The 22,390-nt window shown below is 66.7% G+C and carries 23 protein-coding genes and 1 tRNA gene; 15 read left to right on the top strand and 9 right to left on the bottom strand.

Annotation, left to right across the window (positions count from 1 at the left end; all coding sequences use genetic code 11):
• Position 1: 1 nt before the first annotated feature.
• A complete protein-coding gene (locus tag DVK05_RS14540) occupies positions 2–691 on the top strand; it encodes an AzlC family ABC transporter permease (RefSeq protein WP_121564474.1) in 690 nt (229 codons plus the stop codon).
• A complete protein-coding gene (locus DVK05_RS14535; RefSeq protein WP_121564472.1) occupies positions 688–1,044 on the top strand; it encodes an AzlD domain-containing protein in 357 nt (118 codons plus the stop codon). The genes DVK05_RS14540 and DVK05_RS14535 overlap by 4 nt, the downstream gene beginning before the upstream one ends.
• An 83-nt stretch (positions 1,045–1,127) precedes the next feature.
• Here DVK05_RS14535 and DVK05_RS14530 read toward each other — a convergent pair whose 3' ends face one another.
• Both DVK05_RS14530 and DVK05_RS14525 read right to left on the bottom strand, forming a co-directional pair.
• Positions 1,128–1,463 carry a hypothetical protein gene (locus DVK05_RS14530; RefSeq protein WP_121564470.1) on the bottom strand — a complete coding sequence of 112 codons (336 nt, stop codon included), beginning with the start codon at positions 1,461–1,463 and terminating at the stop codon, positions 1,128–1,130.
• Between the two features lie 60 nt (positions 1,464–1,523).
• Positions 1,524–3,455, bottom strand: a complete 1,932-nt coding sequence (locus tag DVK05_RS14525) for an aldehyde ferredoxin oxidoreductase family protein (RefSeq protein WP_121564468.1) — start codon at positions 3,453–3,455, stop codon at positions 1,524–1,526.
• Between the two features lie 410 nt (positions 3,456–3,865).
• On the opposite strand from DVK05_RS14525, the gene DVK05_RS14520 reads away from it, so the two are divergent.
• Entirely contained in the window at positions 3,866–4,210 is a 345-nt protein-coding gene (locus tag DVK05_RS14520; protein ID WP_233559432.1) for a hypothetical protein, read from the top strand.
• 12 nt (positions 4,211–4,222) lie between these two features.
• Here DVK05_RS14520 and DVK05_RS14515 read toward each other — a convergent pair whose 3' ends face one another.
• On the bottom strand, positions 4,223–6,145 hold the full coding sequence (locus DVK05_RS14515; RefSeq protein ID WP_121564466.1) for a bifunctional UDP-sugar hydrolase/5'-nucleotidase: 1,923 nt from the start codon (positions 6,143–6,145) through the stop codon (positions 4,223–4,225).
• Between the two features lie 262 nt (positions 6,146–6,407).
• On the opposite strand from DVK05_RS14515, the gene DVK05_RS14510 reads away from it, so the two are divergent.
• The gene (locus tag DVK05_RS14510) at positions 6,408–7,502 is read left to right on the top strand and encodes an archaeosine biosynthesis radical SAM protein RaSEA (RefSeq protein ID WP_121564464.1); all 1,095 of its coding nucleotides are present in this window, start codon (positions 6,408–6,410) and stop codon (positions 7,500–7,502) included.
• 231 nt (positions 7,503–7,733) lie between these two features.
• Positions 7,734–7,937, top strand: coding sequence for a hypothetical protein (locus tag DVK05_RS14505; RefSeq protein WP_121564462.1), 204 nt, complete (start codon positions 7,734–7,736; stop codon positions 7,935–7,937).
• A 59-nt stretch (positions 7,938–7,996) separates the two neighbouring features.
• On the opposite strand, the gene DVK05_RS14500 is transcribed toward DVK05_RS14505, so the two are convergent.
• Complete coding sequence (locus DVK05_RS14500; RefSeq protein WP_121564460.1) at positions 7,997–8,737, bottom strand: 5-formyltetrahydrofolate cyclo-ligase; 741 nt, start codon at positions 8,735–8,737, stop codon at positions 7,997–7,999.
• A 148-nt stretch (positions 8,738–8,885) separates the two neighbouring features.
• A complete protein-coding gene (locus DVK05_RS14495) occupies positions 8,886–10,511 on the bottom strand; it encodes a Na+/H+ antiporter NhaC family protein (protein WP_121564458.1) in 1,626 nt (541 codons plus the stop codon).
• A gap of 409 nt (positions 10,512–10,920) precedes the next feature.
• Here DVK05_RS14495 and engB point away from each other — a divergent pair, with 409 nt between their 5' ends.
• On the top strand, positions 10,921–11,541 hold the full coding sequence (gene engB, locus DVK05_RS14490; protein ID WP_121564456.1) for a GTP-binding protein EngB: 621 nt from the start codon (positions 10,921–10,923) through the stop codon (positions 11,539–11,541).
• 262 nt (positions 11,542–11,803) lie between these two features.
• Positions 11,804–12,898, top strand: a complete 1,095-nt coding sequence (locus DVK05_RS14485; protein WP_121564454.1) for a nuclear transport factor 2 family protein — start codon at positions 11,804–11,806, stop codon at positions 12,896–12,898.
• A 203-nt stretch (positions 12,899–13,101) separates the two neighbouring features.
• On the opposite strand, the gene DVK05_RS14480 is transcribed toward DVK05_RS14485, so the two are convergent.
• Both DVK05_RS14480 and DVK05_RS14475 read right to left on the bottom strand, forming a co-directional pair.
• Entirely contained in the window at positions 13,102–14,148 is a 1,047-nt protein-coding gene (locus tag DVK05_RS14480) for a hypothetical protein (RefSeq protein ID WP_121564452.1), read from the bottom strand.
• Between the two features lie 60 nt (positions 14,149–14,208).
• Positions 14,209–14,925 (bottom strand): DUF1405 domain-containing protein, encoded by a 717-nt coding sequence (locus DVK05_RS14475; protein WP_121564450.1) that lies wholly within the window; start codon positions 14,923–14,925, stop codon positions 14,209–14,211.
• Between the two features lie 172 nt (positions 14,926–15,097).
• Between DVK05_RS14475 and DVK05_RS14470 the strand changes: the two genes are divergently transcribed.
• The 8 genes from DVK05_RS14470 to DVK05_RS16980 all read left to right on the top strand — a co-directional run bounded on the left by DVK05_RS14470 (position 15,098) and on the right by DVK05_RS16980 (position 20,483).
• Positions 15,098–15,709 carry an FxsA family protein gene (locus DVK05_RS14470; RefSeq protein WP_121564449.1) on the top strand — a complete coding sequence of 204 codons (612 nt, stop codon included), beginning with the start codon at positions 15,098–15,100 and terminating at the stop codon, positions 15,707–15,709.
• A 103-nt stretch (positions 15,710–15,812) separates the two neighbouring features.
• Positions 15,813–15,886: transfer RNA gene (locus tag DVK05_RS14465), tRNA-Ile, on the top strand.
• A gap of 175 nt (positions 15,887–16,061) precedes the next feature.
• On the top strand, positions 16,062–16,448 hold the full coding sequence (locus DVK05_RS17580) for a hypothetical protein (protein ID WP_233559431.1): 387 nt from the start codon (positions 16,062–16,064) through the stop codon (positions 16,446–16,448).
• Positions 16,445–16,915, top strand: coding sequence for a hypothetical protein (locus DVK05_RS14455; RefSeq protein WP_121564447.1), 471 nt, complete (start codon positions 16,445–16,447; stop codon positions 16,913–16,915). Before DVK05_RS17580 ends, DVK05_RS14455 begins: the two co-directional genes overlap by 4 nt.
• Entirely contained in the window at positions 16,912–17,274 is a 363-nt protein-coding gene (locus DVK05_RS14450; RefSeq protein WP_121564445.1) for a hypothetical protein, read from the top strand. The genes DVK05_RS14455 and DVK05_RS14450 overlap by 4 nt, the downstream gene beginning before the upstream one ends.
• A complete protein-coding gene (locus DVK05_RS14445; protein WP_121564443.1) occupies positions 17,271–18,887 on the top strand; it encodes a hypothetical protein in 1,617 nt (538 codons plus the stop codon). Before DVK05_RS14450 ends, DVK05_RS14445 begins: the two co-directional genes overlap by 4 nt.
• A gap of 332 nt (positions 18,888–19,219) precedes the next feature.
• Complete coding sequence (locus tag DVK05_RS16985; protein WP_147437799.1) at positions 19,220–19,711, top strand: hypothetical protein; 492 nt, start codon at positions 19,220–19,222, stop codon at positions 19,709–19,711.
• Between the two features lie 148 nt (positions 19,712–19,859).
• Positions 19,860–20,483 (top strand): hypothetical protein, encoded by a 624-nt coding sequence (locus tag DVK05_RS16980; protein ID WP_147437797.1) that lies wholly within the window; start codon positions 19,860–19,862, stop codon positions 20,481–20,483.
• A 225-nt stretch (positions 20,484–20,708) separates the two neighbouring features.
• Here the strand turns inward: DVK05_RS16980 and DVK05_RS17575 are convergent, their stop codons facing one another.
• Together DVK05_RS17575 and DVK05_RS14435 are read right to left on the bottom strand one after the other, a co-directional pair.
• The gene (locus DVK05_RS17575; RefSeq protein ID WP_233559429.1) at positions 20,709–20,903 is read right to left on the bottom strand and encodes a hypothetical protein; all 195 of its coding nucleotides are present in this window, start codon (positions 20,901–20,903) and stop codon (positions 20,709–20,711) included.
• A 189-nt stretch (positions 20,904–21,092) separates the two neighbouring features.
• Positions 21,093–22,184 carry a hypothetical protein gene (locus tag DVK05_RS14435; protein ID WP_121564441.1) on the bottom strand — a complete coding sequence of 364 codons (1,092 nt, stop codon included), beginning with the start codon at positions 22,182–22,184 and terminating at the stop codon, positions 21,093–21,095.
• Positions 22,185–22,390: the final 206 nt, after the last annotated feature.

Here is a 22,390-nt window from a genome sequence, read left to right as displayed (position 1 = left end):
CGTGTCCGACTCCGTCCTCGACGAGGACCTGCTGGCCGGCGTCCGCGACGTGTCGCCGCTCATCCTCGGGGTCGCGCCGTTCGCGCTCGTGGCCGGCATCGCCGCCGTCGACGCGGGGCTCGGCCTCGCCGAGGCGGTCGGAATGTCGGTGATCGTGTTCGCCGGCGCCTCCCAGCTGGCGGCGCTGGACCTGCTCGGCGAGAACGCGCCGCTCGCGGTCGTCGTCGGCACGGCCGTCGTGATCAACCTCCGGATGCTGATGTACTCGGCGTCCATCGCGCCGCACTTCGCCGACTACGGGCGCCGCCTCCGGGCGGGGCTCGCGTACCTCCTCACCGACCAGGCGTACGCGCTCTCGGTGGCCGAGTTCGGCGAGAACCCCGACCGGAGCCGGTGGCGCTACTACCTCGGTGCCGCCGCCTCGCTGTGGGTCGTCTGGCAGATCGGCACCGTCGCGGGCGTCGTCCTCGGCGCCGGCGTCCCCGACGCGTGGGGGCTCACCTTCGCGGTGCCGCTCGTGTTCCTGGCGCTCCTCGTCCCGGCGATGAAGGACCGCCCGACCACCGTCGCGGGCGTCGCCGGCGGCGCGGTCGCGGTCGTCGCGGCCGGGCTCCCGCTCAACCTGGGGCTGCTCGTCGGCGCGCTGTGCGGGATCGGCGCGGGGCTCGCAACGGAGGTCGCGGGCCAGTGACCGGCGGGCTCGGCGCGGTCGTCGCCTCCCCGCGGGCGTGGGCCGCCATCGTCGTCATCGGCGCGATCACCTACGGGATCCGGCTCTCCTTCATCCACCTGTTCGGCCGGATCGACGGGGTCCCGACGCGCGTCCAGCGGCCGCTCCGGTACGTCCCGCCCGCGGTCCTCGCGGCGCTCGTCCTCCCGGACCTGGTGACGCTGCGCCCGTCGGTGGCCGCGACACTCCTCGACGAGCGGCTGATCGCCGGTGCCGTCGCCGGCGCCGTGGCGTGGCGGACCGAGAACGTCTTCGCGACCATCGCGACCGGGATGGGGACGCTGTGGCTGTTCCGGTTCGTCGTGTTCGGCTGAGGCTCCCGAGGCGCGCTCGGTGCGGTCATGTCGCCCTCGCAACGGCGTGAGCGCCCGCTGTCGCCGACCGGGACACAGTTCCGTCAGCGCTCGCGCTCCGTCGCTCGCTCGGCGGAGGGCTCCCGGGAGGCCGAGTCGCCGCGGTCGACGGGGCGGTCGAACCGCGAGCCGCCCTCGTCGGCCTCGCGCTCGCGGGCGGCGGCGATCCGCTGGGCGGCGTCGGCGAGCGAGTCGAGCGCCGCGAACACCCGGTACGAGAGGTACGGACCCACCGAGAGCACCGCGACGGCGATGACCCCGAGCAGGATCTGTCCGACAATCATCAGGGAGTAGACGAGTACGAACAGGCTCACGGCGCCTAGAACCGTGCCGGCACGGGTGCGGAGGGCCTCGGAGGGAGAGAGCGGGTCGTGCGACATGGCCGGGACTACCGGCGTGAGACACTTAAAAATAAACGGGGTCGGCGGACGCGGCGCCGATCAGTCGTCGGCCGGGGCCGCGGAGTCGCCGGCGGAGACGCCGGTGCCGGGGCCGATGTCGATGCCGAGCTCCTCGAGCTTCTCGTCGGGGACGACCCCGTCGACCCAGTCGCGGGTCTCGTAGTACTCGGCCTTCAGCTGGTCGAGTTCGACGAGTTCGCCCTCGCTGGCGCCCGTACCCGGAATGGCGTCCGGGTGGCCCTCGATGAACCGGTTCGGAAGCGTGTCGTCCGCGCCGTCGAAGCCGGCGAGGTTGTTGTAGTAGCGTTCGAGGTTGTAGACGCGCTCGCCGGCCTCGAACAGCTCGTCCTCCGTGACGTCGCGGCCGGTGACGCCGTTGTACTGGAGGACGTACTCCTCGATCCCCTCCGCGAACGCGCTGAACTTACAGATGTCGAACGAGTCCGACACCGCGTGGAGGTCCTGGAAGGTGGCGGTGAGCTCGCCTTTGCCCTCCCACTCGTACGGGTCGACCTTCTCCGGGATCCCGAGGATCTCGGCGGCCGGCGTGTAGCCACGCAGGTGGCAGGCGCCGCGGTTGGAGGTCGCGTACGCGATCCCCATGCCCTTCATACAGCGCGGGTCGTAGGCGGCCATCGTCTGTCCCTTGACGGAGAGCTTGTTGCCGTGCGCGTCCTTCGCGTCGGCGACGCGCTCGGGGCCCTCCGCGAGGAGGTCGCCGAGGTCCGACGAGCGGTGGCCGATCTCGTCGATGAGGTCGATCATCGTCTCGGAGTCGCCCCAGTCGAGGTGGCCGACGCCGTCGAGTTTGCCCTCCTCGCTCATCTCCATCGCCATCGCCATCATGTTGCCGGCCTCGATGGTGTCGATGCCGAGGTCGTTACAGCGCTGGAGCATGACCGCGATCTCGTCGCGGTCGGAGTGCCCCGAGTTCGGGCCGAGCGCCCACGCGGACTCGTACTCGTACGACTCCGTGCGGACGTTCATGTCCTGGCCCTTGTGCGTGACGTTGACCTCGACCTCCTTCTTACACGCGACCGGGCAGGAGTGACAGGTCGGCTCGTCGACGAGGATGTTCTCGCGGACGTTCTCGCCGGAGACGCGCTCCGCCTCGATGTCGACGCCCTCCGCGTCGTGGTACGCCTCGGTCGAGGTGTACTTCGCGTTCTTCGACGGGAGTCCGTCCATCTCCTCGGTCGCGTTCATCAGGACGTTGGTCCCGTACATCGAGAGCCCGCCCTCGTTGGGCGCGGTCACGTCGGACTCGCGGATGACCTCCATCGCCTGCTGGTACCCCTCCTGGAACGTCTCGGGGTCGGCGGGCTTGGGCATGTCCGTGCCCGACTTCACGACGACCGCCTTCACCTTCTTCGCGCCCATCACGGCGCCGGTGCCGCCGCGGCCCGAGGCGCGGTCGTCCTCGTTGATGACGCAGCCGTAGCGCACCTGGTTCTCGCCGCCCTGTCCGATCGCCATCACCGAGACGTCGCGGCCGACCTTCCCCTCGACCTCCTCGCCGATCTGGTCGATCGTGTCGTGGACGCCCTGCCCCCAGAGGTGCGAGGCGTCGCGTACCTCCACGTCGCCGTCCTCGACGAACAGGTAGACGGGCTCGTCGCTCTCGCCGTCGAGCAGGATGCCGTCGAGCCCGGCCCACTTGAGCCGCGCCCCGGACCAGCCGCCGTGGTGCGAGTCGGTGACCGTCCCCGTCAGCGGGGACTTCGTCACCAGCGCGATCCGGCCGCTCATCACGGTCTGGGTGCCCGTCAGCGGCCCGGTCATGAACGCCAGTCGGTTCTCCGGTCCCAGCGGGTCCACGTCAGGCCCCTTGTCGAAGACGTACTTGACGCCGAGCCCGCGCGCGCCGATGTACTTCTTCGCGTCGTCGTCGTCGATCCCGCGGTAGCTGACCTCGCCACCGCCGAGATCGACCTGTGCCACACGGTCTCTGTAGCCGCCCATTTCAGTCATGTAATGCTCGTTCATTATAGACGGACCACAGCGTGTTAGGTGTTCACCTCCGGACGCAACCGGAACCAGTTACCAAAGGGGAGGCGTCGGCGGCACGGCGCTTATGAATGGACCGCGCGTTCCTCGCGCGAATACTCGCCGACGGCGGCGGGATGCGAACGGTTCTCACGTTGCCGCGACCGCGTGGTGCGAACGAGCGGTTTCGGTCGGCGTCCCGCGTCAGACGCCGAATATCGCGAAGCCGCAGGTCATAATTGCCGGCGAGACGAAGCGCGAGCGTGACCGACCGAGGGGGAGAGACGACCGGACGCCGTCAGGGAAGGGTCGCGCGCCGTCTGAGAGCGACCGGGCGCGACCGAGCGAGGACCTTCGGGATCGCGTTCGTCGTGCTCGTCGCGTCCGTGGTTCCGGTGCCCGGGTCGTCGGGCGGCGGGGAGAGCGCGCTCGGCGGCGCCCTCGACGCCCTGCCCGCCGGGGTCGGACTCACCGACCCGTTTCACCTCGTCGGCTACGCGGTCCTCGCCGCGCTGCTCGTACCGGTGGCGCGCGGAAATCGGTTCGGACCGCTCCTCGCGGCCGGCGGCGCGGTCGCGTTCGGCTTCGGGATCGAACTCGTCCAGGCGCCGATCCCGTGGCGGTCGTTCGCGTGGCGCGACGCCGCGGTCAACGCGGTCGGCGCGGCCGTCGGAGCGACGGTCGCGGCGGCTCGCACTCGCGTGTCATGGTCGACGAGCGACCGCGACGGCGGGCGCTGAGCCCGCCCGCGTTCAGCGTCCCGGCGGGCCGGCCCGACCGCGACCGCGGCGGCGCACGGTCGCCGTCACGTCGGCGTTCAGCCGCGAGCGCTCGAAGTAGATCTGGTCGAACTCGCTCGACTCGTACTCCGCGTACAGGTCGAGCGGGACCTCCTCGCCGTCGTCCGCGTCCTCGACCGTGTCCGCGAGGTCGGCGTCGTCGACGCGCACCATCAGGGTCGCCTCCTCGTCGTCGAAGACGACCTTCTCCGCGTCGAGGTGCTCGCCGTCGGGCGCCCAGACGGCGACGGTGTCCTCGGCGACGGAGTCGACGTCGTCGGGCGCGTCGTACTGCGTGACCACCTTGCCGTTCCCGTCGACGGTGACGGCGGCGTCGGGGAGGTCGCGGTCGACGCGCTGCATCCGGCCCTCGACGGTCGGCGCGATCGTTTCCCGCGGTTCGAGGTAGTCGACGACCGTCGTCGCCTGTAGCTCGCCCGTGTCCACGACCACGGGCTTGTCTTCGAGCGGGTAGCCGCTGCCGCCGTTCGCGATGAAGCTGTTGACGGCCACCTCGTATGTCTCGTCGGGGTCGAGCGGCTCGCCGCCGACGTACACGTCCCGGATCTGCTCGTCGGCGTCGTCGTGGGGCACCCACTCGAAGCGCAGGCCGCTCGTCTGCTGGGAGATCTCCTCGCCGAACTGCTGTCCGGTGTCGCTCTCCAGCGTGACGACCTGGCTCTCCAGCGTCTCGACGAGCTCCTCGCCCGTGAGCTCCAGTGAGATGACCGTGTTCGGGAACGGCAACGTGTTGAAGATGTCCCCGCCGGTGATCTCGCCGGGCCCGTACACCGAGTCCGAGCGGATACCGCCCGCGTTCGTGATCGCGGCGTCGGCGTCGACGCGCTCGCGCATCGCGTCGGTGATCAGGTTCCCGTAGCCGGTCTCGCGGTGGTAGTTCGCGCCGAACGTGGCGTTGAGCGGCGTCTCGGTCTCCACGACCGGCGAGTCGAGGCTGACCTCCGCGCGATAGTCGTTGATGATGCTCGACGCGGTGGGATCCTTCTCGATGTCCTCTGTGACCTCGATCAGCTCCCCGTTCCACGCGGTGACCTCGCCGCCCTCGATCGTCAGTTCGATCTCGCTGAGGTACGCCGCGCGGGCCCGTGCCTCGGAGACGATCGACCCGTCGACCTCCTGGGGCGGGTAGAGCTGCTCGTCGTCGCCGACGACGATCACGTCGATGTCGTCGTCCGCGTCGGCCTCCGCGAGATCCTCGGCGTCGCCGATGCCTGTGTGCGCGAGGGCGACGACGGCGTCGACGCCCTTCTCTTCCTTGAGCCGCTTCGCCTCGGCGGGGCCGGTCTCGGTGTAGTCCTCGATGGTGATGCCCTCCGCCGCGAAGTCGATGTTCGTCTTCCCGGTCGTCGCGCCCTGGTCGGCGAGGCCGATGATCCCGACGCTGACGCCGCCGCGCTCGACGACCCGGTACGACTCCGTCCCGTCGAACGCCTCGCCCGTCTCGCTGTCGACGAGGTTCGTCGCGAGCCACGGGAACTCGGAGTCGGCCGTCACGTCCGAGATGGGGTCGAGCCCGTAGTCGAACTCGTGGTTGCCGATCACGTCCGCGTCCGGGCCGACCTCGTTGAGCACGTCCACCGGCGCGCGCCACTGCGAGATCGGGCTCAGCGCGTGCGGCCCCACCTCGTCGCCGCCGCCGACCACGACGACGGGGCCGTCGGCCGCCGCCCGCCGCTGCTCGATGAGCGTCACCAGCCGCGGGAAGTTCCCGTCTTGCGCCGCCGCCGTCTGGATGTCGTTGTACGACAGGACGGTGAGCGTCGTCGCTCCCTCGCCGTCCGCGGCCGCCGCCGAGCCGGAGACGAGCGACCCGCCGAGTACGATTCCACCCGCTCGCAGTACGTCACGCCGTCCGTAGTCACGGTCCCGTGACATCGAATTCTTCCACTTAGGGATGTTTATAAAATCTTTCTATGAAATAATATATATTTATCAGTTCGACACGTTTGAGAATTCTTCGCAAACGTTCGTCTCCGGGCGGCGGGCGCGGGATCGACCCACGTCGTCTGACTCGCGGCCGACCGCGACCGCGGCGACGTGACTGATCCCGATGAGAACGCGACATGGGCTGCGATACGGACGCGACGTGGCCCGCGATGACGACACCGCTTTACGCGCGCGACCGCTTCTCCCGGCAATGAGCCAGCCGAGCCCCGACGCGTACGAGCAGGGGCGCGGGATGGACGCGCACAACGCCGTGATGCGCGACATCCGCGCCGAGCGCTCGGAGACGTACGACCCGACGGAGCCGACCCGGGTGTGGATCGACGAGGACAACACGCCCGACGGCGTGGTGAACTCCCTCACGATCATCCTGAACACCGGCGGCTGCCGGTGGGCCCGCGCCGGCGGCTGTACGATGTGCGGCTACGTCGCCGAGTCGGTCGAGGGCGGCAGCGTCGCCCACGAGGACCTGATGACGCAGATCGACGCCTGCCTCGACCACGAGGCCGAGGAAGCGGACGAGCCCGCGGAGCTGATCAAGATCTACACCTCCGGCTCCTTCCTCGACGAGCGCGAGGTGCCGGCCGAGACCCGGCGTGCCATCGCCGAGACGTTCGCCGACCGCGACCGGATCGTCGTCGAGTCGCTGCCGGACTTCGTCGAGCGCGAGAAGATCGCCGACTTCGCGGACCACGGCATCGCGACCGACGTGGCGGTCGGGTTAGAGACCGCGACCGACCGCGTCCGCCACGACTGCGTGAACAAGTACTTCGACTTCGCCGACTTCGAGGCCGCCTGCGCCGAGGCCGCCGCCGCGGACGCCGAGTTCGACGCCGACGTGGGGGTCAAGGCGTATCTCCTCATGAAGCCGCCCTTCCTCGCGGAGCCCGAGGCGGCCGCCGACATGATCGACTCGATCCGGCGGTGCGCCGACGTGGACGGCTGTCACACCGTCTCGATGAACCCGACGAACGTCCAGCGCTACACGATGGTCGACGAGCTGTTCTTCGAGGGGGGCTACCGGCCGCCGTGGCTCTGGTCGGTCGCGCACGTGCTCGAAGCGACCGCGGACGTCGACGCCATCGTCGTCTCCGACCCGGTCGGTCACGGCTCCGAGCGCGGCGCGCACAACTGCGGCGAGTGCGACGACCGCGTCCAGACCGCGATCAAGGACTTCGACAGGCGGCAGGACCCGAGCGTCTTCGAGCAGGTGTCCTGCGAGTGCGAGGCCACCTGGGAGTACGTGATGGCCGAGGAGACGAGCTACAACATGCCCCTGGCGCGGTAGCCCGCGACGGAGGCGCGGTCCGGGGCGAGGCGTACCCCCGAGGCGTACCTCCGAGGCGGGCGACGGAACGCCCCGGAATGATGATGACAGTCGCTGATCAGTTATTTTCTAATTAGTGAAATGTACGATCTATTATCTTCGAAAATGCGTACAGTCACGCTTGTCACTCCCGATCATACTGAACGATCAGGTCGAACAAGACCCTTATAGCTCCAGGCCCTACCGAACACCATGAACGCAGACGCCAGCGGTTCCCCGCCCTCCCGCGGGAAGTCGGTCCTCTTCTGTCCGGAGTGTCGCTTCGAAAGTGCCCTGTCGGACGGGTGGCTCGTCGTCAGCGACGGCGACGAGCGCACGATCGTCTGTCCGGAGTGTGGCCACGTCGCCGACCACCGGGCGGAGCGGGCCGCGCCGACGCCGCAGCACGCGGACTGAGGGTATCGTACCGCCGACCGAACTCCGTTGTCGCCTCCCTCCGATCGAGATTTCTCTCGTCAGGGCGCCCGCTCGGCGAGCACGGGAATCTCGGACAGCTTCTCCGCGTCGAGCGCGTCCCGGTCGACGCCGTCGGGGCGCGCGTACGGCGTGTCGGTCCGGACCGTTCGCTCGGGCGTCACGACGAGGTCGAGCGGCACGTCGTGGGCGTCGGGCTCCGGGAGGTCGGCGTCCGGGCCCACGGCCGACTCGGGGCCGTCGAGCACGGAGCACTCGTGAACGGTCGTCGCGACCGTCGTGTCCGCGTCGGCCGCGCCGAGCTCGCGGAGGACCGCCCACTCCAGGTCGCTGTACCCCTCGCCCTTGCCGATCCGAGCGCCGTCGGCGGTGACGCCGACGGAGCCGGCGACGATCAGGTCGACGTGCGCGACGTCCTCGGGCGCGGTCGGCGTCCCGTACTCGCCGATCCCCGAGACGGTCGTCGCGTCGTCGATCTCCGCCGGCGGGACCTCGGCGGGGTCGAGCCGGAGGAACGGGTCCGGGTCGCGGAGCCGGGGCTGCGCGACGTAGACGGTCTTGCCGGCGCGGAGCGCGGCTCGGCGAACCGGGAGCTGCGGCGCGTCGGGGTTGGCCTTCAGCGTCGCGGCCGCCTCCCACGCCTCGGTTTCCGCGATCCGCTCAGCCGCGGCGTCGGCGCCGGCGAAGTTCGGGATCCGGTCGTGCGGCGGGAACGGGAAGCGCGCGTGGTCGCCGGCGTCGAAGGCGTCCCACACCGCCTCGCGGACGGCCTGTTTGTCCATGCCGGAAGGACGCTCGGCCGAGACAAGTAAGCCCCGAACGCCGACCGGACTTTCGGTGCCGACGGGCGGGGTGGGGTCCGTCGGACCGGGAGGTGGGGGATTGCCCGGACCGGGAGGCGGGGGGTCGCTCGGCCCGGGGGAGCGGGGGTCAGTCGTCGTCGGCGGGCGACCGGTTGCCGGCTCGAACCGTGCGGGTCGCCGCCACGCCCTTCCGGTTCGCGTCGAACTCGGAGAGCACGTACACCAGGCCGGCGAGCGTCACCACGCCGATCGGGAGCAGCACCAGCGGCGTGATCCGGGTGGCGCCCCACACGGTCAGCAACACCGCGGCCACGATCAGCACCGTCGTGGCGTAGTAGATCTGGGTGCGGACGTGATCGATGTGATCGGCGCCGGTGAACGTCGACGAGAGGATCGTCGTGTCGGAGATTGGCGAGCAGTAGTCGCCGAAGATGGCACCGCTGAACACGGTCCCGATCGCGACGGGGAGCAGCGCCGGCGTCGCGCCGCCGACGCTCCACGCCAGCGGGACCGCGATCGGAGTGACTATCGCCATCGTCCCCCAGGAGGTGCCGGTCGAGAACGCGATGAACGCGGACGCCAGCAACACGACGACCGGGAGCAGCGTCGGCGACACGAACTCCTCCGCGATGTTGGTGACGAAGACGCCGGTGCCCAGCGCGGTGGTGACGGTCCCGATCGTCCACGCCATCACGAGGATCGTGAGCGCGGTCAGCATCATTCCGAAGCCGTCGATCACGGTCTCCATCGCCTCGTCGAGGTTGGCGACCCCGCTCGCGATGCCGATGACGAGCGCGACGGCCACCATCATGAACGTCCCCCAGAGGAGCGCGTCGACGAACGCGGCGTTGCCGGCGATCTCGAACGGCCCCGCGCCGGGCTCTGACGCCTCGAGTCCGGTGTAGAACCCGCCGCCGACCACGGTCACCATCAGCGCGAGGGTCGGGAGCACGAAGTACCGGAGCTGCGGCGAGTCGGTCAGCACGTCGCCGAGACTGTCCTCGGCGCTTTGCATCGGGATGGCCCCGTCGCGCAGGACCTTCCCCTCCGTCGCCGAGCGGTGCTCGGCGTCGAGCATCTCGCCGAAGTCCCGCTTGGAGAAGACGATTATCCCGACCATCACGACCGCCAACAGGCAGTACATGTTGAACGGGACGCTCTGGAGGAACAGCGCGAAGGCGCTGGGCACCTGACCGGCGTCGACGGAGACGCCCGCCGCCTCGTAGCCGTCGCGGATCATGCTCAGCTGGTACGCGACCCAGCTCGAGATACCGAACGTCGCGACCGGCGCGGCGGTCGAGTCGATCATGTACGCGAGCTTCTCCCGGGAGATGCTCACCTCGTCGGATATCTCCCGCATCGTGGTGCCGACGATCGCCGTGTTCGAGTAGTCGTCGAAGAACCAGATCATGCCGAAGATCCACGTCGCCGCGCCGACCTTGCGTTGGGAGTCGAGCCTGGAGGTCACCGCGTTCGCGAGGGCGTTCGCCCCGCCGAGCCGCCAGATGAGCGCGACGCCGGCCCCGAGGAACAGCACGATCAGCATGATCTTCGCGTTGAACGTGCTCTCGCCGATCGAGGAGACGAGCCAGTCCAGCGTCTGGACCACGCCGTGGTTCGTCGTGTAGATCGCGGCCCCGGACCAGATCCCCAAGAACAGCGAGAGGACCGGTTTGCGCGTCACCATCGCGAGCACGATCGCCAAGAGCGGCGGCACGAGGGAGACGGCGCCGAACGTCTCGGCTCCCGTCATACGCCTCCCCCCGATCGATTACGGCCCGACGAGGGGGACGAGCGGCCCACCGCCGACGACCGGAATCCTCGTCGCACGTGCTCGGAGGCGCCGGTACAGGCGTTCACCGGATTCGTCGAACCGATGCGACGGTCACGAGCCCTCGTCTGGAGAACCATGTTACACACACCCACACCGACTCGGGGTATATAAAACCCATGGTAGTTTCATATTTCGGACCGTAAGTTTCCGAAATGTGGGCATTCAATTCCCGTTCCGACTGTTTCGCTTCTCGAACGACGAGACGGTCGCGGGCGTGTCTCCCGAAGGACGACCCGTCTCGTGCCGGCGGCGCCCGTTCGCTCTCAGTCGCGACGCGTCAGAGACCGACGACGCGCCTTTTAACCCGTTCAGGCGCGCATCGTCGGGTATGTTCGAAGACCGGCCGGACCGCGACGCCGAGGTCGTCCTCGTTGGGCGCTCGAACGTCGGCAAGTCCACGCTGATGCGCGAGCTGACGGGCCACGACTTCTCGACCGGCGGCAAGCCCGGCGTCACCCGCCAGCCGAACCACTTCGACTGGGCCAGCGAGAGCTTCATGTTCACGGACCTCCCCGGCTTCGGCTTCATGTCCGGTGTCGAGGAGGAACACCGCGAGCAGATCAAGACAGAAATCGTCCGCTACCTGGAGGACAACGCCGACTCGATCCTCGCGGGGGTCGTCGTGATGGACGGCAAGGCGGCGGTCGACATCATCGACCGGCACGCCGAGCGCGGGAACGTCCCCCACGACGTGGAGATGTACGGCTTCTTAGAGGACGTGGGCGTCGAGCCCATCGTCGCCGTCAACAAGACCGACAAGATCGACGACCTCGACGAGCGGCTCGACGAGATCTGCGACCGGCTCGGGCTGTTCCCGCCGTGGCAGCAGTGGTCCGACCGCGTGGCGCCGATCTGCGCGAAGCGCGGCGACATCGAGGCGTTAGAGGAGTGTCTCAGGACGCGCTTCCACGAGCACAACCGCGACGACCTGCTGAAGTTCGTCTCGTAAGTTGTCGTTCGCGAAGGTGGATTCGGTCGCTCCGTGCGTTCGTGGGTATTTATCGCTGGACCTGTGAAATCCTCAGCAGGTGATCTCTTCTTTGAGACGTACTGGATACAGAGTGTGAGTGGTTCAGACGAAAAAGCAGGTGTCACCGAGTCACGCGACACCCGGGTGATCCTCGACCGCTTTGATTGCTCCGGCGGCCGGTCGGCTTCAGAGCCACCGGATCCGTCCGAAAGCATTTATCGATCTGAAAGAGCGTCGATATATGAAGCGACGGGCCCTCCTGACCTCTCTCGGCTGCGTCGGGACCGCTCCCCTCGCAGGTTGTCTCGCCGACCAATCTGTGAATCTATCCAGCACGCCAGCCCCGAATCGTGTCGTTGGGGAATGGTGGGACGCCGTCAGGAACCGCGACGCCGAGCGGTTCCGCGACCTGTATCACCCCGACTCGCCGGAACGTGACGCATCCTACTGGACCAACGAAGACTGGTGGGAGTCGTTTCCGCCGGACGTTCTAGCGTCAAGCACTATCGAGGAGCGTACCCTCGTAGCGGAATCCGACACCGAAGCAACTGTTCTCGACGAGTTCGCCACTCCTGCTGAAGATGACGACCGCCAACCGGCAGGGCTCACCCACAAACTCCGACCGGAAGACGGCGACTGGCGGCTGTGGACGCACGAATCTCGGGAGTACATCTATCCCGGTGACGCGCCTGCCGAGCGACCAGCGGACGACCTGCCCGATGACTGTCCTACATCAACGCTCGCGGACTACGGCCCGCCCGACGAACTCTCCCGTGAGGCGGTCGGAACGTTTGCGATCGAGTATCACGAAGCCTACGTACTCACTGAGATGTTTTCGCCCACTCACGAGGACGACTCGGTCAGCGGGAGTGTGACCTCCATCGACAGCCACGAGTACGGATACGTAGTTACCGTCGGGTGGAGTGGCGCCGATTACAGAGATGTTCCCGAGATAGAAGCCAAACCGACGACCGACCCGCCCGACTTTGATATCCCGTCGATCGAAACCCTGAGCAGCAAACTACTGCGAGAGTTCGCCAGAGAAGCCGCCGAGCGGAATGAGAGAGTAGAATCCAACGGCGCTCCACACTCGGATCTGGAGCCGGTGCGCCACGAGTTCGAGTCGCTCCCAGGTACCGAAGACGGCCGATTTATCAGCGTTGACAGCACTCCAGTCACCATTCAGTTCGATATTCGCAGGACGCATGGGAATTATTTGTCGATGTCTACCCGCTACTACGTAGACTCACACGTCGTCCGACAAAGCGACGAGCACAGGGCCAGCGACGAGGACACGGACCCGAGGCAATTCACCCTGCTCGAATGTCAACCGTAGGCGGGGTTCTAAAGCCCATTACGGCTGTAATAACAGAACTGCCGACGAGCTGATCGCTCGTAGTACGGTAAAATACTACCGTACGGATTCACTGTATCTCGCACACCGATCCTATCGATTCCTATGGGTTTCAACAGAGCCTCGCGCCACCGCGGATCCGTTTATAACCACGCAACCTCGTCGGTCGACCGACTCGGAGCCCTTCAGAACTCGAAGCCGACCGCGTCGTCGCTCGGTCGGAGCGGGCTCTTCGGATACGGCGGCTCGGCGTCGGGGTCGTTGTAGGCCCGCGGCGCCACGTCGTTCGGGGCGTCGGGGTAACACAGCGCGGCGAGCGTCTGGATCGCGGTGCGGCCGCTCGCGAGTTCGAACTGCCCGCCGCCGTACAGCTGGATCCCCTCCTCCTCGCAGTAGGCGATCGTCTCGAACAGCGATTCGAGCGTGCCGAACCGAGAGGGCTTAATGTTACACCAGCCGGGCTCGACCGGGAGGGATTCGAGGCTCTCGACGCCGTCGATCGGGTAGTCGAACGAGAGCCGGTCCGCCTGCGGCTGGACGAGCGCGCTCGTCGCGGGCGTGAACGCCGGGTCCTCCACGACCGCGGCCGGGAACGCCGCGAACACGTCGCGGTACAGCTCCGGGTCGGGCTCGACGTCCACCTCGGTGCCCTCGTACCAGCCCTTCAGGTCGAGGACGCGCACGGCGTCGGTCTCACGCAGCGTCTCGAAGGCCGCCTCCGGCCACTCCGGTGTGGGGTCGAGCTTGAACTCCAACTCCGGGTCTCGCGCGAGCAGCGCCTCGACGCGGTCGGTCGACGGCGGGTCGCCGAGCCGCGTCGAGACGACGAAGCGGACCGGTTCGGGGTCGACACCGAGGCGCTCACCGAGCGATTCCCCGTGCTGTCGGAGGGCCAAGTCGAGCGCCGCGCTCTCGACCGCCCACCGGCGGTAGTTGCGGGAGATCTCGTTTGCGGGCTCGTGGCCGTGGGAGAGGTCGATCTCGTCGAGCCGGTCCGACAGTTCGTCGATGGTCCACTCCCCCTCGATGTCGATCGGGTCGGTCCCGGCGAGGGCGTCGTGGTCGGCCGTCTCGTAGGTCACGTCCTCTCCCCTGCCGACGACGCCGTCGCCGGAGAGCCGGTACTCCGTCGTCGTCCGCTCGAAGCCGCTCGTCGTGTTCGCCGTGTGGCGTCGCCGCGAGACCGACTCGATCGTGACCGTCAGGTCCGCGATCCGCTCGTAGTGGCTCATACCCTCGTGGAGGTCGGCTGTCCACTTAAATCGGTGAGCGCGGGCGGGCCCGACGCTCCCCTACTGCGACGACGACCCGGAGTCGCTCGCGCGGCCTCGCAGCGTCGCGATACGCGTGCCGAGCGTCCAGAACAGCGGGATCACGGTGAGGACGACCGCGCCGGCGGCCGCGACCTGGAGGACGGTCGTCGTGAACCACGGCGCGCCGTCGGCGTACGGCAGCGAGGTGTGGGTCACCTCGCCGATCACGGGGACGAAGTAGTCCATCAGCAGGTCGACCGTGTACCACGCGGTCGCGACCGCGACCGCCTTGAGCGGGAAGTCGGTGATCCTGTGGAGGACGAACGCCTGGACCACCATCGCGAGGTGGCTGAAGAACAGGAAGGCGTACAGCGCCGGGCCGTTGACCGCGAGGAACTCCGGCCAGAAGACGACGAGGACGTACGGAGTCCACAGGCCGAGCTTGACGTTCCCGAAGAACGCCAGCGCGGCGAGCGTGTCGCTCGACCGGCCGAGCGCCCACGCGCCGAGCGCGAGCGCGATGAGCAGCGTCGCGCCGGGGCTGTCCGGGATGAAGAGCCACATCTCGGTCGGGAGGGCGCGGAACTGGAACCGGTAGTACCAGAAGCCGAACGCGGTGCCGACGAGGTTGATGGCGACGATGACCCACGCGAACCGGAAGGCGACGTCCTCCAGCCGTTTCGGGAGCGGCGCGACCCACCGCGGGAGCGACTCGCGGTCCGGCGGGTCACGGCCGAGCGCGCCGACGATGTCCATACCGCCGGCTCGGACCGGGCGGGCAAAGCCGTGGCGGTCGCGGCGGGCGCGACCGGCGCCCCCGACCGATGTCGCGGGACCAATGCGAGCGCGATACGAGCGCGCCGCGAGCCCCCGTCGGACCCCGCCCGCGACGAAAAGGGCTATGGGCGCCCGGCGGGAAGGCGGGGGTATGCGCCCGCGAACGCTGCTCGCGCTGCTCCTCGTCGTCCCCCTCGTGGACGCGCTGTTCCTGATCGTGGTCGCGACGCGGCTCGGGTGGCCGGTGACGGTCGCCCTAGTCGTGTTGACGGCCGTCCTCGGGATGCTCCTGCTGCGCGCCGAGGGGCGCGCGACCCTCGCGCGCCTTCAACGGAAGGTCGCGCAGGGGAAGCCGCCGACCGACGAACTGCTCGACGGCGGGCTGCTCATCGCCGCGGGCGCGTTCCTGCTCACGCCCGGGCTCGTCACCGACGCGGTCGGCTTCCTGCTCGCGCTCCCGCTCTCCCGGGTGCCGATCCGCGTGGCCCTGAAGAAGTACGTCGTCGTCCCGTACATCGAACGCGAGACGGACGGCTTCCTCTCGGGCAACGTCTACATCGGCGGCTTCCCCGACGACGGCGAGGGGGGCTTCACGATGGGCGGCGGATTCCCCGGCGGCGGCCCGGACGGGTTCGACGGCGGCGACGCTGGCAACGGAGATGTCGGCGCGAACGCCGACCGCGGCGGCGCGTCGGCGGACGACGACGACGTCGTCGACGTGGATTTCACCGTCGAAGAGGAGGAGCGGACGGGAACCGACTGACGGCGCGGGCGTCGAGACGCACCGTGAAACCGCCACACGGCGGGGGGCTTGCGAAAGGAAACCCTTAAAATCCTACCCGCGCAACGACTGAATGCGCCCACCTGGGCCAATAGCTCAGTCAGGTTGAGCGCTCGGCTGATAACCGGGAGGTCCACGGTTCAAATCCGTGTTGGCCCACCTTAATTGAATTCGGGCTCCGCCCGAATGAATTGGTGGGCTGGGACTCCCCAGCCACCCAATTTCGTCGTTCCAACTCCCTAGAGGCACCGCTAGCGTGTCTTGTCCGGGATAGAATTAAGCCGGTAGTCACCACCGTCCCCCGATCTGCGTTAGCCGAGGTGGTGTCGGCATGATGTTGCTCCGATCTCACAGTAGCCGGAGCAACTGCCTTCGCTGCGACGCCCACGTGCCCGCGGACTTCCGCCGCGTTCACGGCGACGAGGACGACCGCGCGCACCGCTGTCCCGAGTGTGACTCGTGGGTGCGGATCTGCGAGGGAAGCGCGGCCGGGAAAGACGTCGACACACCCGACCCGCAGACGAGCCCCGCCCGCAACGCGGGCGAGCCGTGGGACGGAGGGCTGTCCGCGGCGGTCGCGATGCTCGCGGTCGTCGGCTTGTGTTGCGGTGCGTGGCCGGTCGCCGCCGACGCCTTGGAGGCGCCCGAGTGGGTCGGCCTCGGGATCGCGACGATCGGCGCCGTGGTCGCTGCGGTGAACTTGGTGGTGGTGTTCGCGTGAGCCGCGCGAGCGGTCCCGTCTCGTCGAAGCGAGCGGGCGAGAACGCCGAGGCGGCGGTCCTCGAAGCGGTCGACGGGCTGGCGTACGTCCCCGACACCGAACACGTCGACGCTCGCGCCGAGACACTCGTCGTTCCGTCGCAGTCGCTTCCGTTCGTCGGTATCTGCCTGCTCGAAGTCGGCTCGCTCGTCGAGATCAAGAGCGCGATCCCCCGGCTCGCGAGCGGTCGCCGGGGTCGGTTCTACCTCCGGCGGGAGCAGCACGAGCTACTCCGCGACGCCGGCGGGAGCTACCTCTTCGCGGTGTGCGAGCCGCGACCCGGCCGCGAGCCGGTCGCGATGAAGGTCGTACCCGCGACCGTCGTCGACGACGCGATCACCGCGTGGCGCTCCGGCGGAAACGATCGGCCCGAGTGTTCGCAGGTCGCGTGGTCGCGGATCTTCCATCCGAACGAGGTGGAGCCGTGAGTACCGCCGCCTACGGGCTCCGGCGCCCCGCGGCCCGCTGGGAAGCGGACCGGAAGTACGCGGCGTGTCCGCGCTGTCAGGAGGAGGTGACCGACACGCTTGGGTCGCCGGCGATCGCGACGCTCCGGCTCGCGAACCAGAATCCGGCCCGGGTCGACGGCGACTCAGTCAACGCCCGCGGGTACACCTGTGACGCGTGCCGGTATGTCCTCGCGATCGCGCCCGAGGCCGCGATCGTCGACGTCGACGATCCGACCGACGAGTCTGACCGGTCGCCGTGGGTCCGGCTCGGTGCGGTGTTCGTCGACGGCACGAAGCGGCCGATCGTGGTCCCCCGTCGCGAGGTGAGTTCGCGATGAAGGCCGTCGAGACGGCCCCGCACGAGTACATGGCAAATTACGTGTACTCCGGGCTCGGGGCGTGGTTCGGCGCCGCGCGGCTCGTCGACGCGACCGGGAGCCGGCGCGGGAGCTTCACGCTCGACGGCGAGAAATGGCGCGTTACCCTTTCGTATCAAGAGTCCGGGCTCGCGCCGCCCGACGGCGGCGAGACGCCGGACGGGACGCGCGTTGACTTCGACACGCTCCGGGAGTTCCGGCTGAACGCGGTCGCCGACGACGAGGTCGGCGAGCGGAAGGTGAAGGCCCTGATTCAACCCCGCTGGCGCGGGCTCGAATCCACCGAGGGGAAGTCGGTCGCCCGGCCGATGTGGGATCTCGGCGACGCGGTGAACGTTCGGGTGAACGCGTCGAACGTCGAGTTCGACCGGGTGGAGTCGGTCATCCAGCGAGCTGCGGGCGCGGTGACGCTCGACCCGATGTACTTCGAGAGCCGGAACGACGAGTACAGCGTCGTGATCGACGCGGCGCGATACGTCCGACTCGACCGGGACGTGTGCGGCGCGATCCACTCCCGAGAGGGGCCGCTCGCGCGGATGGGCCACCTCCTCGAAAGCGATCGCTCGGGGTACCGGAAGCTCGTTCAGGATGACACGGAGCGAGCCGGCTACTACCACACGGTGACGCTCGGGCCGAAGCGGATCCGCGAGGCGTTTCCGGACCACCGGATCCCGAAGGAGTTCAAGCACTACTACGCGCGAAACGCCGAGTCGCTGCCGGACGAACACCCGCTCGCGCACCCGAAGCTCGAAGCGTCCTATCAGTCGAGCCGATGGGACGAGACGCTCCGGCCGGTCGACCACGACGAGATCGCCGACGAGCTCGAAGAGGCGATCCTCGCGACGCTGAACGAGTCGGGGCTTCCCACGCAGCCGCTCGACGACGACGGGCCAGGCGGCGGTCGCACGTTCGTCGAAGATGCGTACTTCGAGGCGGAGACCGTCGACCGGTCGCGGGTGCTCCCGCTGAACTTAGAGCGCGTCGAGAGCGACCAGCGGAACGTGGTCGTTCGCCAGCTCGCGGACGGACTCTCGCCGGTCGAGTGGGACTCGCTGAAGACGCTCGTCGCGGACGGTGGCGACGTGTCGCCGGCGGAGATCGCGGACGAACACGACTGGCACCCGGACAGCGTACGCCGGGGGCTCCGGCGGATCGAGGAGATGGTCGTTCGCGAGCAGGGGTCGGTGGCGTTGCGGTCCCATCACGTCGCCGAGCAGGTCCTTGAGGCGCTCGACGCGGCACGTGAGGGCGTGCGGAAGGCGATGGGGACCGCGGCGAACGCGGTTCAGAACGCCGAGCGTGCGTCCCTCGACGAGCGCACGGACGAACTGATCGCGTTCTGCCAAGCGAACGGGATCCACATCGACGAGCGCGAGGCGCACCTCCGGGTGCGGATGGGGAACCTCGCCGACGAGTCCTGGTCGGAGCTTGTGACGCGGCTCAAGCGGTACTGGGTCGGTGCGGGTCGCGACCCGGAGCGGCTGAAAGAGGCGGTCTCGCACTACCGTGACGCATCTGATCCGAAGATCCGGCCGGTGCGGAGTGCGTGGGGGAAGGGTCAGACGCTCCGGTAGCGCGGCCCCTCGTGAGTGGCAACACTACCCTGACCCTCTTTTTGCGGCCGTTTTCGCCTCGATCGACCCCTCCGACCGGGGAGTTCGCGACGATCTCGACCGCAACACAAGCGCGATCTCGGTCTCGACGAGCTGCTCGTCGACGCCGAACCGACACCGGGGGGTCGGTTGGCGGTTAGGGGTGTGGCTAAGGCCACACAGCTAAGGTACCACCTCTGTTTCTACACGCGCAGATTCTCAGAGTGATCCGCGTTCAACTCCGAGGAGTACCATGTTTCTTGAAAAATAACGGTCCCCAACAGTCAACAAGGCCCGTCGTTACTGTTAGAGATATGAGCGTTAAGATTGAACATTCAACTGATGCTAAGTCCCAATTTGAGAACATAGGAATTGATGCTCCTGATGGAGTTTCCATCGTCCCTGTTGGCCGAGAAACCGTCGACTCTGAATCAGTAATTGTCTTGCCAGACGATTCAGATACAGTTAGGAAATTAATCGAACAGACGGGCGTTGAGTTTGTAGACTACACCAAGTCCGAAGACTCGTCTACGCTTGTACTCCATTCGGAAGAGCTAATCCTGCCGGCTATTATTTTCACGTATACAACAGTTCGGGACAATTGGGATCAAATAAAATATGTCTTGGAGAAGATCTCTAGTCACTATTCAACCCAATACGAATCTGAGGTTGAATTCACTGTTGAACAAGAGAGGGCAGACGGGACTACCACACGTTTAACCTATCAAGGTCCAGCTGATGCGCTTGATGAGGAGCTTTCAGATGAGATAGAAAAGATAATTGAAGAAGATTCAGATGATGAATGAACGTGTCAAACGCTTTGCTGGACGATATACTGAGGTAGTAGAGGATTGCGAACGATTTACTAGCTTACCCAGAAGTGAAAATCATCAGAGGGAATCAATCAAGAAATTGTCGAATCTCTACGCAGAATCCTTAGACGTTCACAATCAGATGATATATGAGGAGGATGAGGATGCTGCCAATCAAAACCTAATGTTCCGTTGTATGATAAATAGTCTTCGTCACGAATTAAAGATGTGGATTGATCTTAATAAGAAAAGTTGGGATAAAGCATGGGATGCCCTCGTTGATTCACAGACTTTCGCGAAAAGCGCTATATCGGCACATGAAACCCACGACAAATGTAATGTAAGAGAATATATAGAAAAACTTGAGAAAATTGAAGAAACTGTATTTCCAAGTCAAAATTTTAACAGCCCTGAGATATACGTAGAGAAGTTCACATGTACCATCTGTGAAGACGACTATAGTGACTGCGATCACATCGCTGGAAATCCGTACTGGGGTCGATTTTGCCAACGCCAAGCGGAGAACATAATGGGGATGAGAGGAGCCGCACTCGTAGATAATCCGAAGGACAAGAAGGCGAGACTCCAAGACCATGTTACAGATGATGGTATGATACGAGATCAAATGACATGGGAAAAAAGAGAGATGACAGAAGAAGAGAAAGAAAAGTACGAAGGTCAAACTGAGGATCACTTCGTATTCCGAGCTACTCTAATGACTGCCGACGACACTCCTACCGATTTTAGAAACTATTTCCCGGAGTGATGGATCTCACTCAGAAGGCCGGGATGAGAGTAAATTTCTAGCTGGGATCTGCGCTTCTTCTGAGTGAGACCGATAATGTGTCTTACCGGGATTAGTCCAGTTCGTGATCTCTAAGTCCCGAGCGCGAACCGTGCGCGACGACATGACTGTTATCTCTCTCCCTTCCGCTCGGTACCACACAAGCGCGTAGCCGCCATCAGCGTCCGCGAGCGTCTCGTGCTGGTCCTACCAGAACTTGAACGTCGGTCGGACGCCGTTGACCATCGACCCCTTCACATCCCACGGGCGGCCGTCCTCGTCGCTCGCGTCGAACTTGAGCCCGTCCACGACCGGATAGTCGAGCGTGAGCGGGTAGCGATCCGTCGCCCACAGCTCGACGAGCTTCCCGTACCGACCGACGATCGCCGGGTCGTAGCTCACGACGACCCTCGTTTGGGTTGCGGTTGGTCGCCGCGCCGATCGGCGTCGACGAACGAATTTCGACCGAACCCCGGCCGCGCGGCCCCCCGCGGATTCGGACCCCCCGCCGCGATCGCACGCGTATAAACAGAGGTATGCGCCGGGGCGGGCGGGTGAATGAACGAGCGAACCGCCGCCGCGTCTATCGATTCACGCGACGGCATCGTTCACTACCTCGCCGTACTCACCGTTCCTGTATTCAGCCATCCGGTCGGAGACCCACGCCGCGGAGTACCCGACGAGGTCGCCCGCGTCGGCGTACGTCATCCCGTGATTCTCGACCGCGCGGATCGCCTTGCTGATCGCTTCCTCGCGCCGAACCGAGTCGGCGTCGACGCTCTCACTCTCGCCGTCCTCGTCGACGAGCTCGATCGCGAACTCGCTCGGCTCGTGTTCCGGGTAGTTCGCGGCCGTGTCGGTCAGGCCCTTGTAGTCGCTGCCCTCCTCCCAGTCGTCCTTGCCGCCCTCGCTCTCCAAGAGGCGAGCGCGACCGGGGTCGGACCGCGAGGGCTTCTCGATCGCGAGCGACGCGACCCGACGGATCGACTTCGCGGTTTTCGTGCGCGTGTGCCCGACGAGCAGCACGCTCCCGCGCTTCGGGTGCGGCCCGTGTTTGGACTCCTTCTTGCGGATGAAGAGCAGCGAGTCCGAGAACTGCTCGGCCGCTTTGTTGCCCGAGCCGAACCCGGAGAGTTCCTGCGCGATCTCGTCGAGGCCAGCCAGCACTGGCCCCTCGATCTCCGCCATCGCTTCGAGCATCTCCCGATCGGAGCGCACCACGCGGTCGAAGCCGTCCCACGACGTGTTGCCGATGAGCGCGCCGCCGGTCCGGATCCGCCACGCCATCGCCACGTCGAGCGTCGTCGCGGTCTTGCCCGAGCCGGGCGCCCCGAACACGAGTCCGATCGCGCCCTCGTGTGCGAGCTCCCCGGCGGCTTCGCGATACAGGTCGCCTCCCTCGCGCTCTTGCCCGGTGAGCCCGGTCGCGCTCTTCATCTGCGAGACCGAGCCGTGTCGCACCGCCTCGTCGATCGTCTCGGTCGCAGCGTTGGAGATGATGAGCTGTCCGATCCGCGTCTCCTCGATCGGCTCGTCGAGCAGCCCGTCGTAGTAGTTGAGGATCGCGAGCGTCCGGCGATCGTCGACGAGCCCGGCGTACCCGCGGACGTGTTCGCCGGGATCCTCGCCGCGGAGCGCGCTCGCGAGTTCCGCCGCCGCGTACGCGCCAGTCTTATCGGACATGGTACCCCCGAGTATGGACCCAATTCAATAGCCGTGCGATCGCCTCGGAAGTCCATCCAGCGCCGTTGATGAACGCGACTATGAAAATCAGGGCAGACACGCTATCGATCGGTGTTCCGGCTGCGCCCTGATTCCATATCTGTAGGGCACCGAAGGCAACACCGAAGTGCGCTCCAGTAACGAGATAGACCATCTCGTCGGAGTCG

Source organism: Halorubrum sp. Atlit-8R, assembly GCF_003666025.1.
Taxonomy (GTDB): Archaea; Halobacteriota; Halobacteria; order Halobacteriales; family Haloferacaceae; genus Halorubrum; species Halorubrum salinarum.
The sequence above is the reverse complement of the archived record's forward strand: the minus strand, read 5'-3'. Positions and strand labels throughout refer to the sequence as shown.

Bases quoted from the DNA above. Each gene is read 5' to 3' on its own strand.
- DVK05_RS17580 (WP_233559431.1), top strand. From the start codon at position 16,062: ATGTTGCTCCGATCTCACAGTAGCCGGAGCAACTGCCTTCGCTGCGAC.
- DVK05_RS14445 (WP_121564443.1), top strand. From the start codon at position 17,271: ATGAAGGCCGTCGAGACGGCCCCGCACGAGTACATGGCAAATTACGTG.
- DVK05_RS16985 (WP_147437799.1), top strand. From the start codon at position 19,220: ATGAGCGTTAAGATTGAACATTCAACTGATGCTAAGTCCCAATTTGAG.
- DVK05_RS14525 (WP_121564468.1), bottom strand. From the start codon at position 3,455: ATGACTGAAATGGGCGGCTACAGAGACCGTGTGGCACAGGTCGATCTC.
- DVK05_RS14530 (WP_121564470.1), bottom strand. From the start codon at position 1,463: ATGTCGCACGACCCGCTCTCTCCCTCCGAGGCCCTCCGCACCCGTGCC.
- DVK05_RS14480 (WP_121564452.1), bottom strand. From the start codon at position 14,148: ATGAGCCACTACGAGCGGATCGCGGACCTGACGGTCACGATCGAGTCG.
- DVK05_RS14475 (WP_121564450.1), bottom strand. From the start codon at position 14,925: ATGGACATCGTCGGCGCGCTCGGCCGTGACCCGCCGGACCGCGAGTCG.
- DVK05_RS14495 (WP_121564458.1), bottom strand. From the start codon at position 10,511: ATGACGGGAGCCGAGACGTTCGGCGCCGTCTCCCTCGTGCCGCCGCTC.
- engB (WP_121564456.1), top strand. From the start codon at position 10,921: ATGTTCGAAGACCGGCCGGACCGCGACGCCGAGGTCGTCCTCGTTGGG.
- DVK05_RS14470 (WP_121564449.1), top strand. From the start codon at position 15,098: ATGCGCCCGCGAACGCTGCTCGCGCTGCTCCTCGTCGTCCCCCTCGTG.
- DVK05_RS14505 (WP_121564462.1), top strand. From the start codon at position 7,734: ATGAACGCAGACGCCAGCGGTTCCCCGCCCTCCCGCGGGAAGTCGGTC.
- DVK05_RS14435 (WP_121564441.1), bottom strand. From the start codon at position 22,184: ATGTCCGATAAGACTGGCGCGTACGCGGCGGCGGAACTCGCGAGCGCG.
- DVK05_RS14515 (WP_121564466.1), bottom strand. From the start codon at position 6,145: ATGTCACGGGACCGTGACTACGGACGGCGTGACGTACTGCGAGCGGGT.
- DVK05_RS14510 (WP_121564464.1), top strand. From the start codon at position 6,408: ATGAGCCAGCCGAGCCCCGACGCGTACGAGCAGGGGCGCGGGATGGAC.
- DVK05_RS14485 (WP_121564454.1), top strand. From the start codon at position 11,804: ATGAAGCGACGGGCCCTCCTGACCTCTCTCGGCTGCGTCGGGACCGCT.
- DVK05_RS16980 (WP_147437797.1), top strand. From the start codon at position 19,860: ATGATATATGAGGAGGATGAGGATGCTGCCAATCAAAACCTAATGTTC.
- DVK05_RS14500 (WP_121564460.1), bottom strand. From the start codon at position 8,737: ATGGACAAACAGGCCGTCCGCGAGGCGGTGTGGGACGCCTTCGACGCC.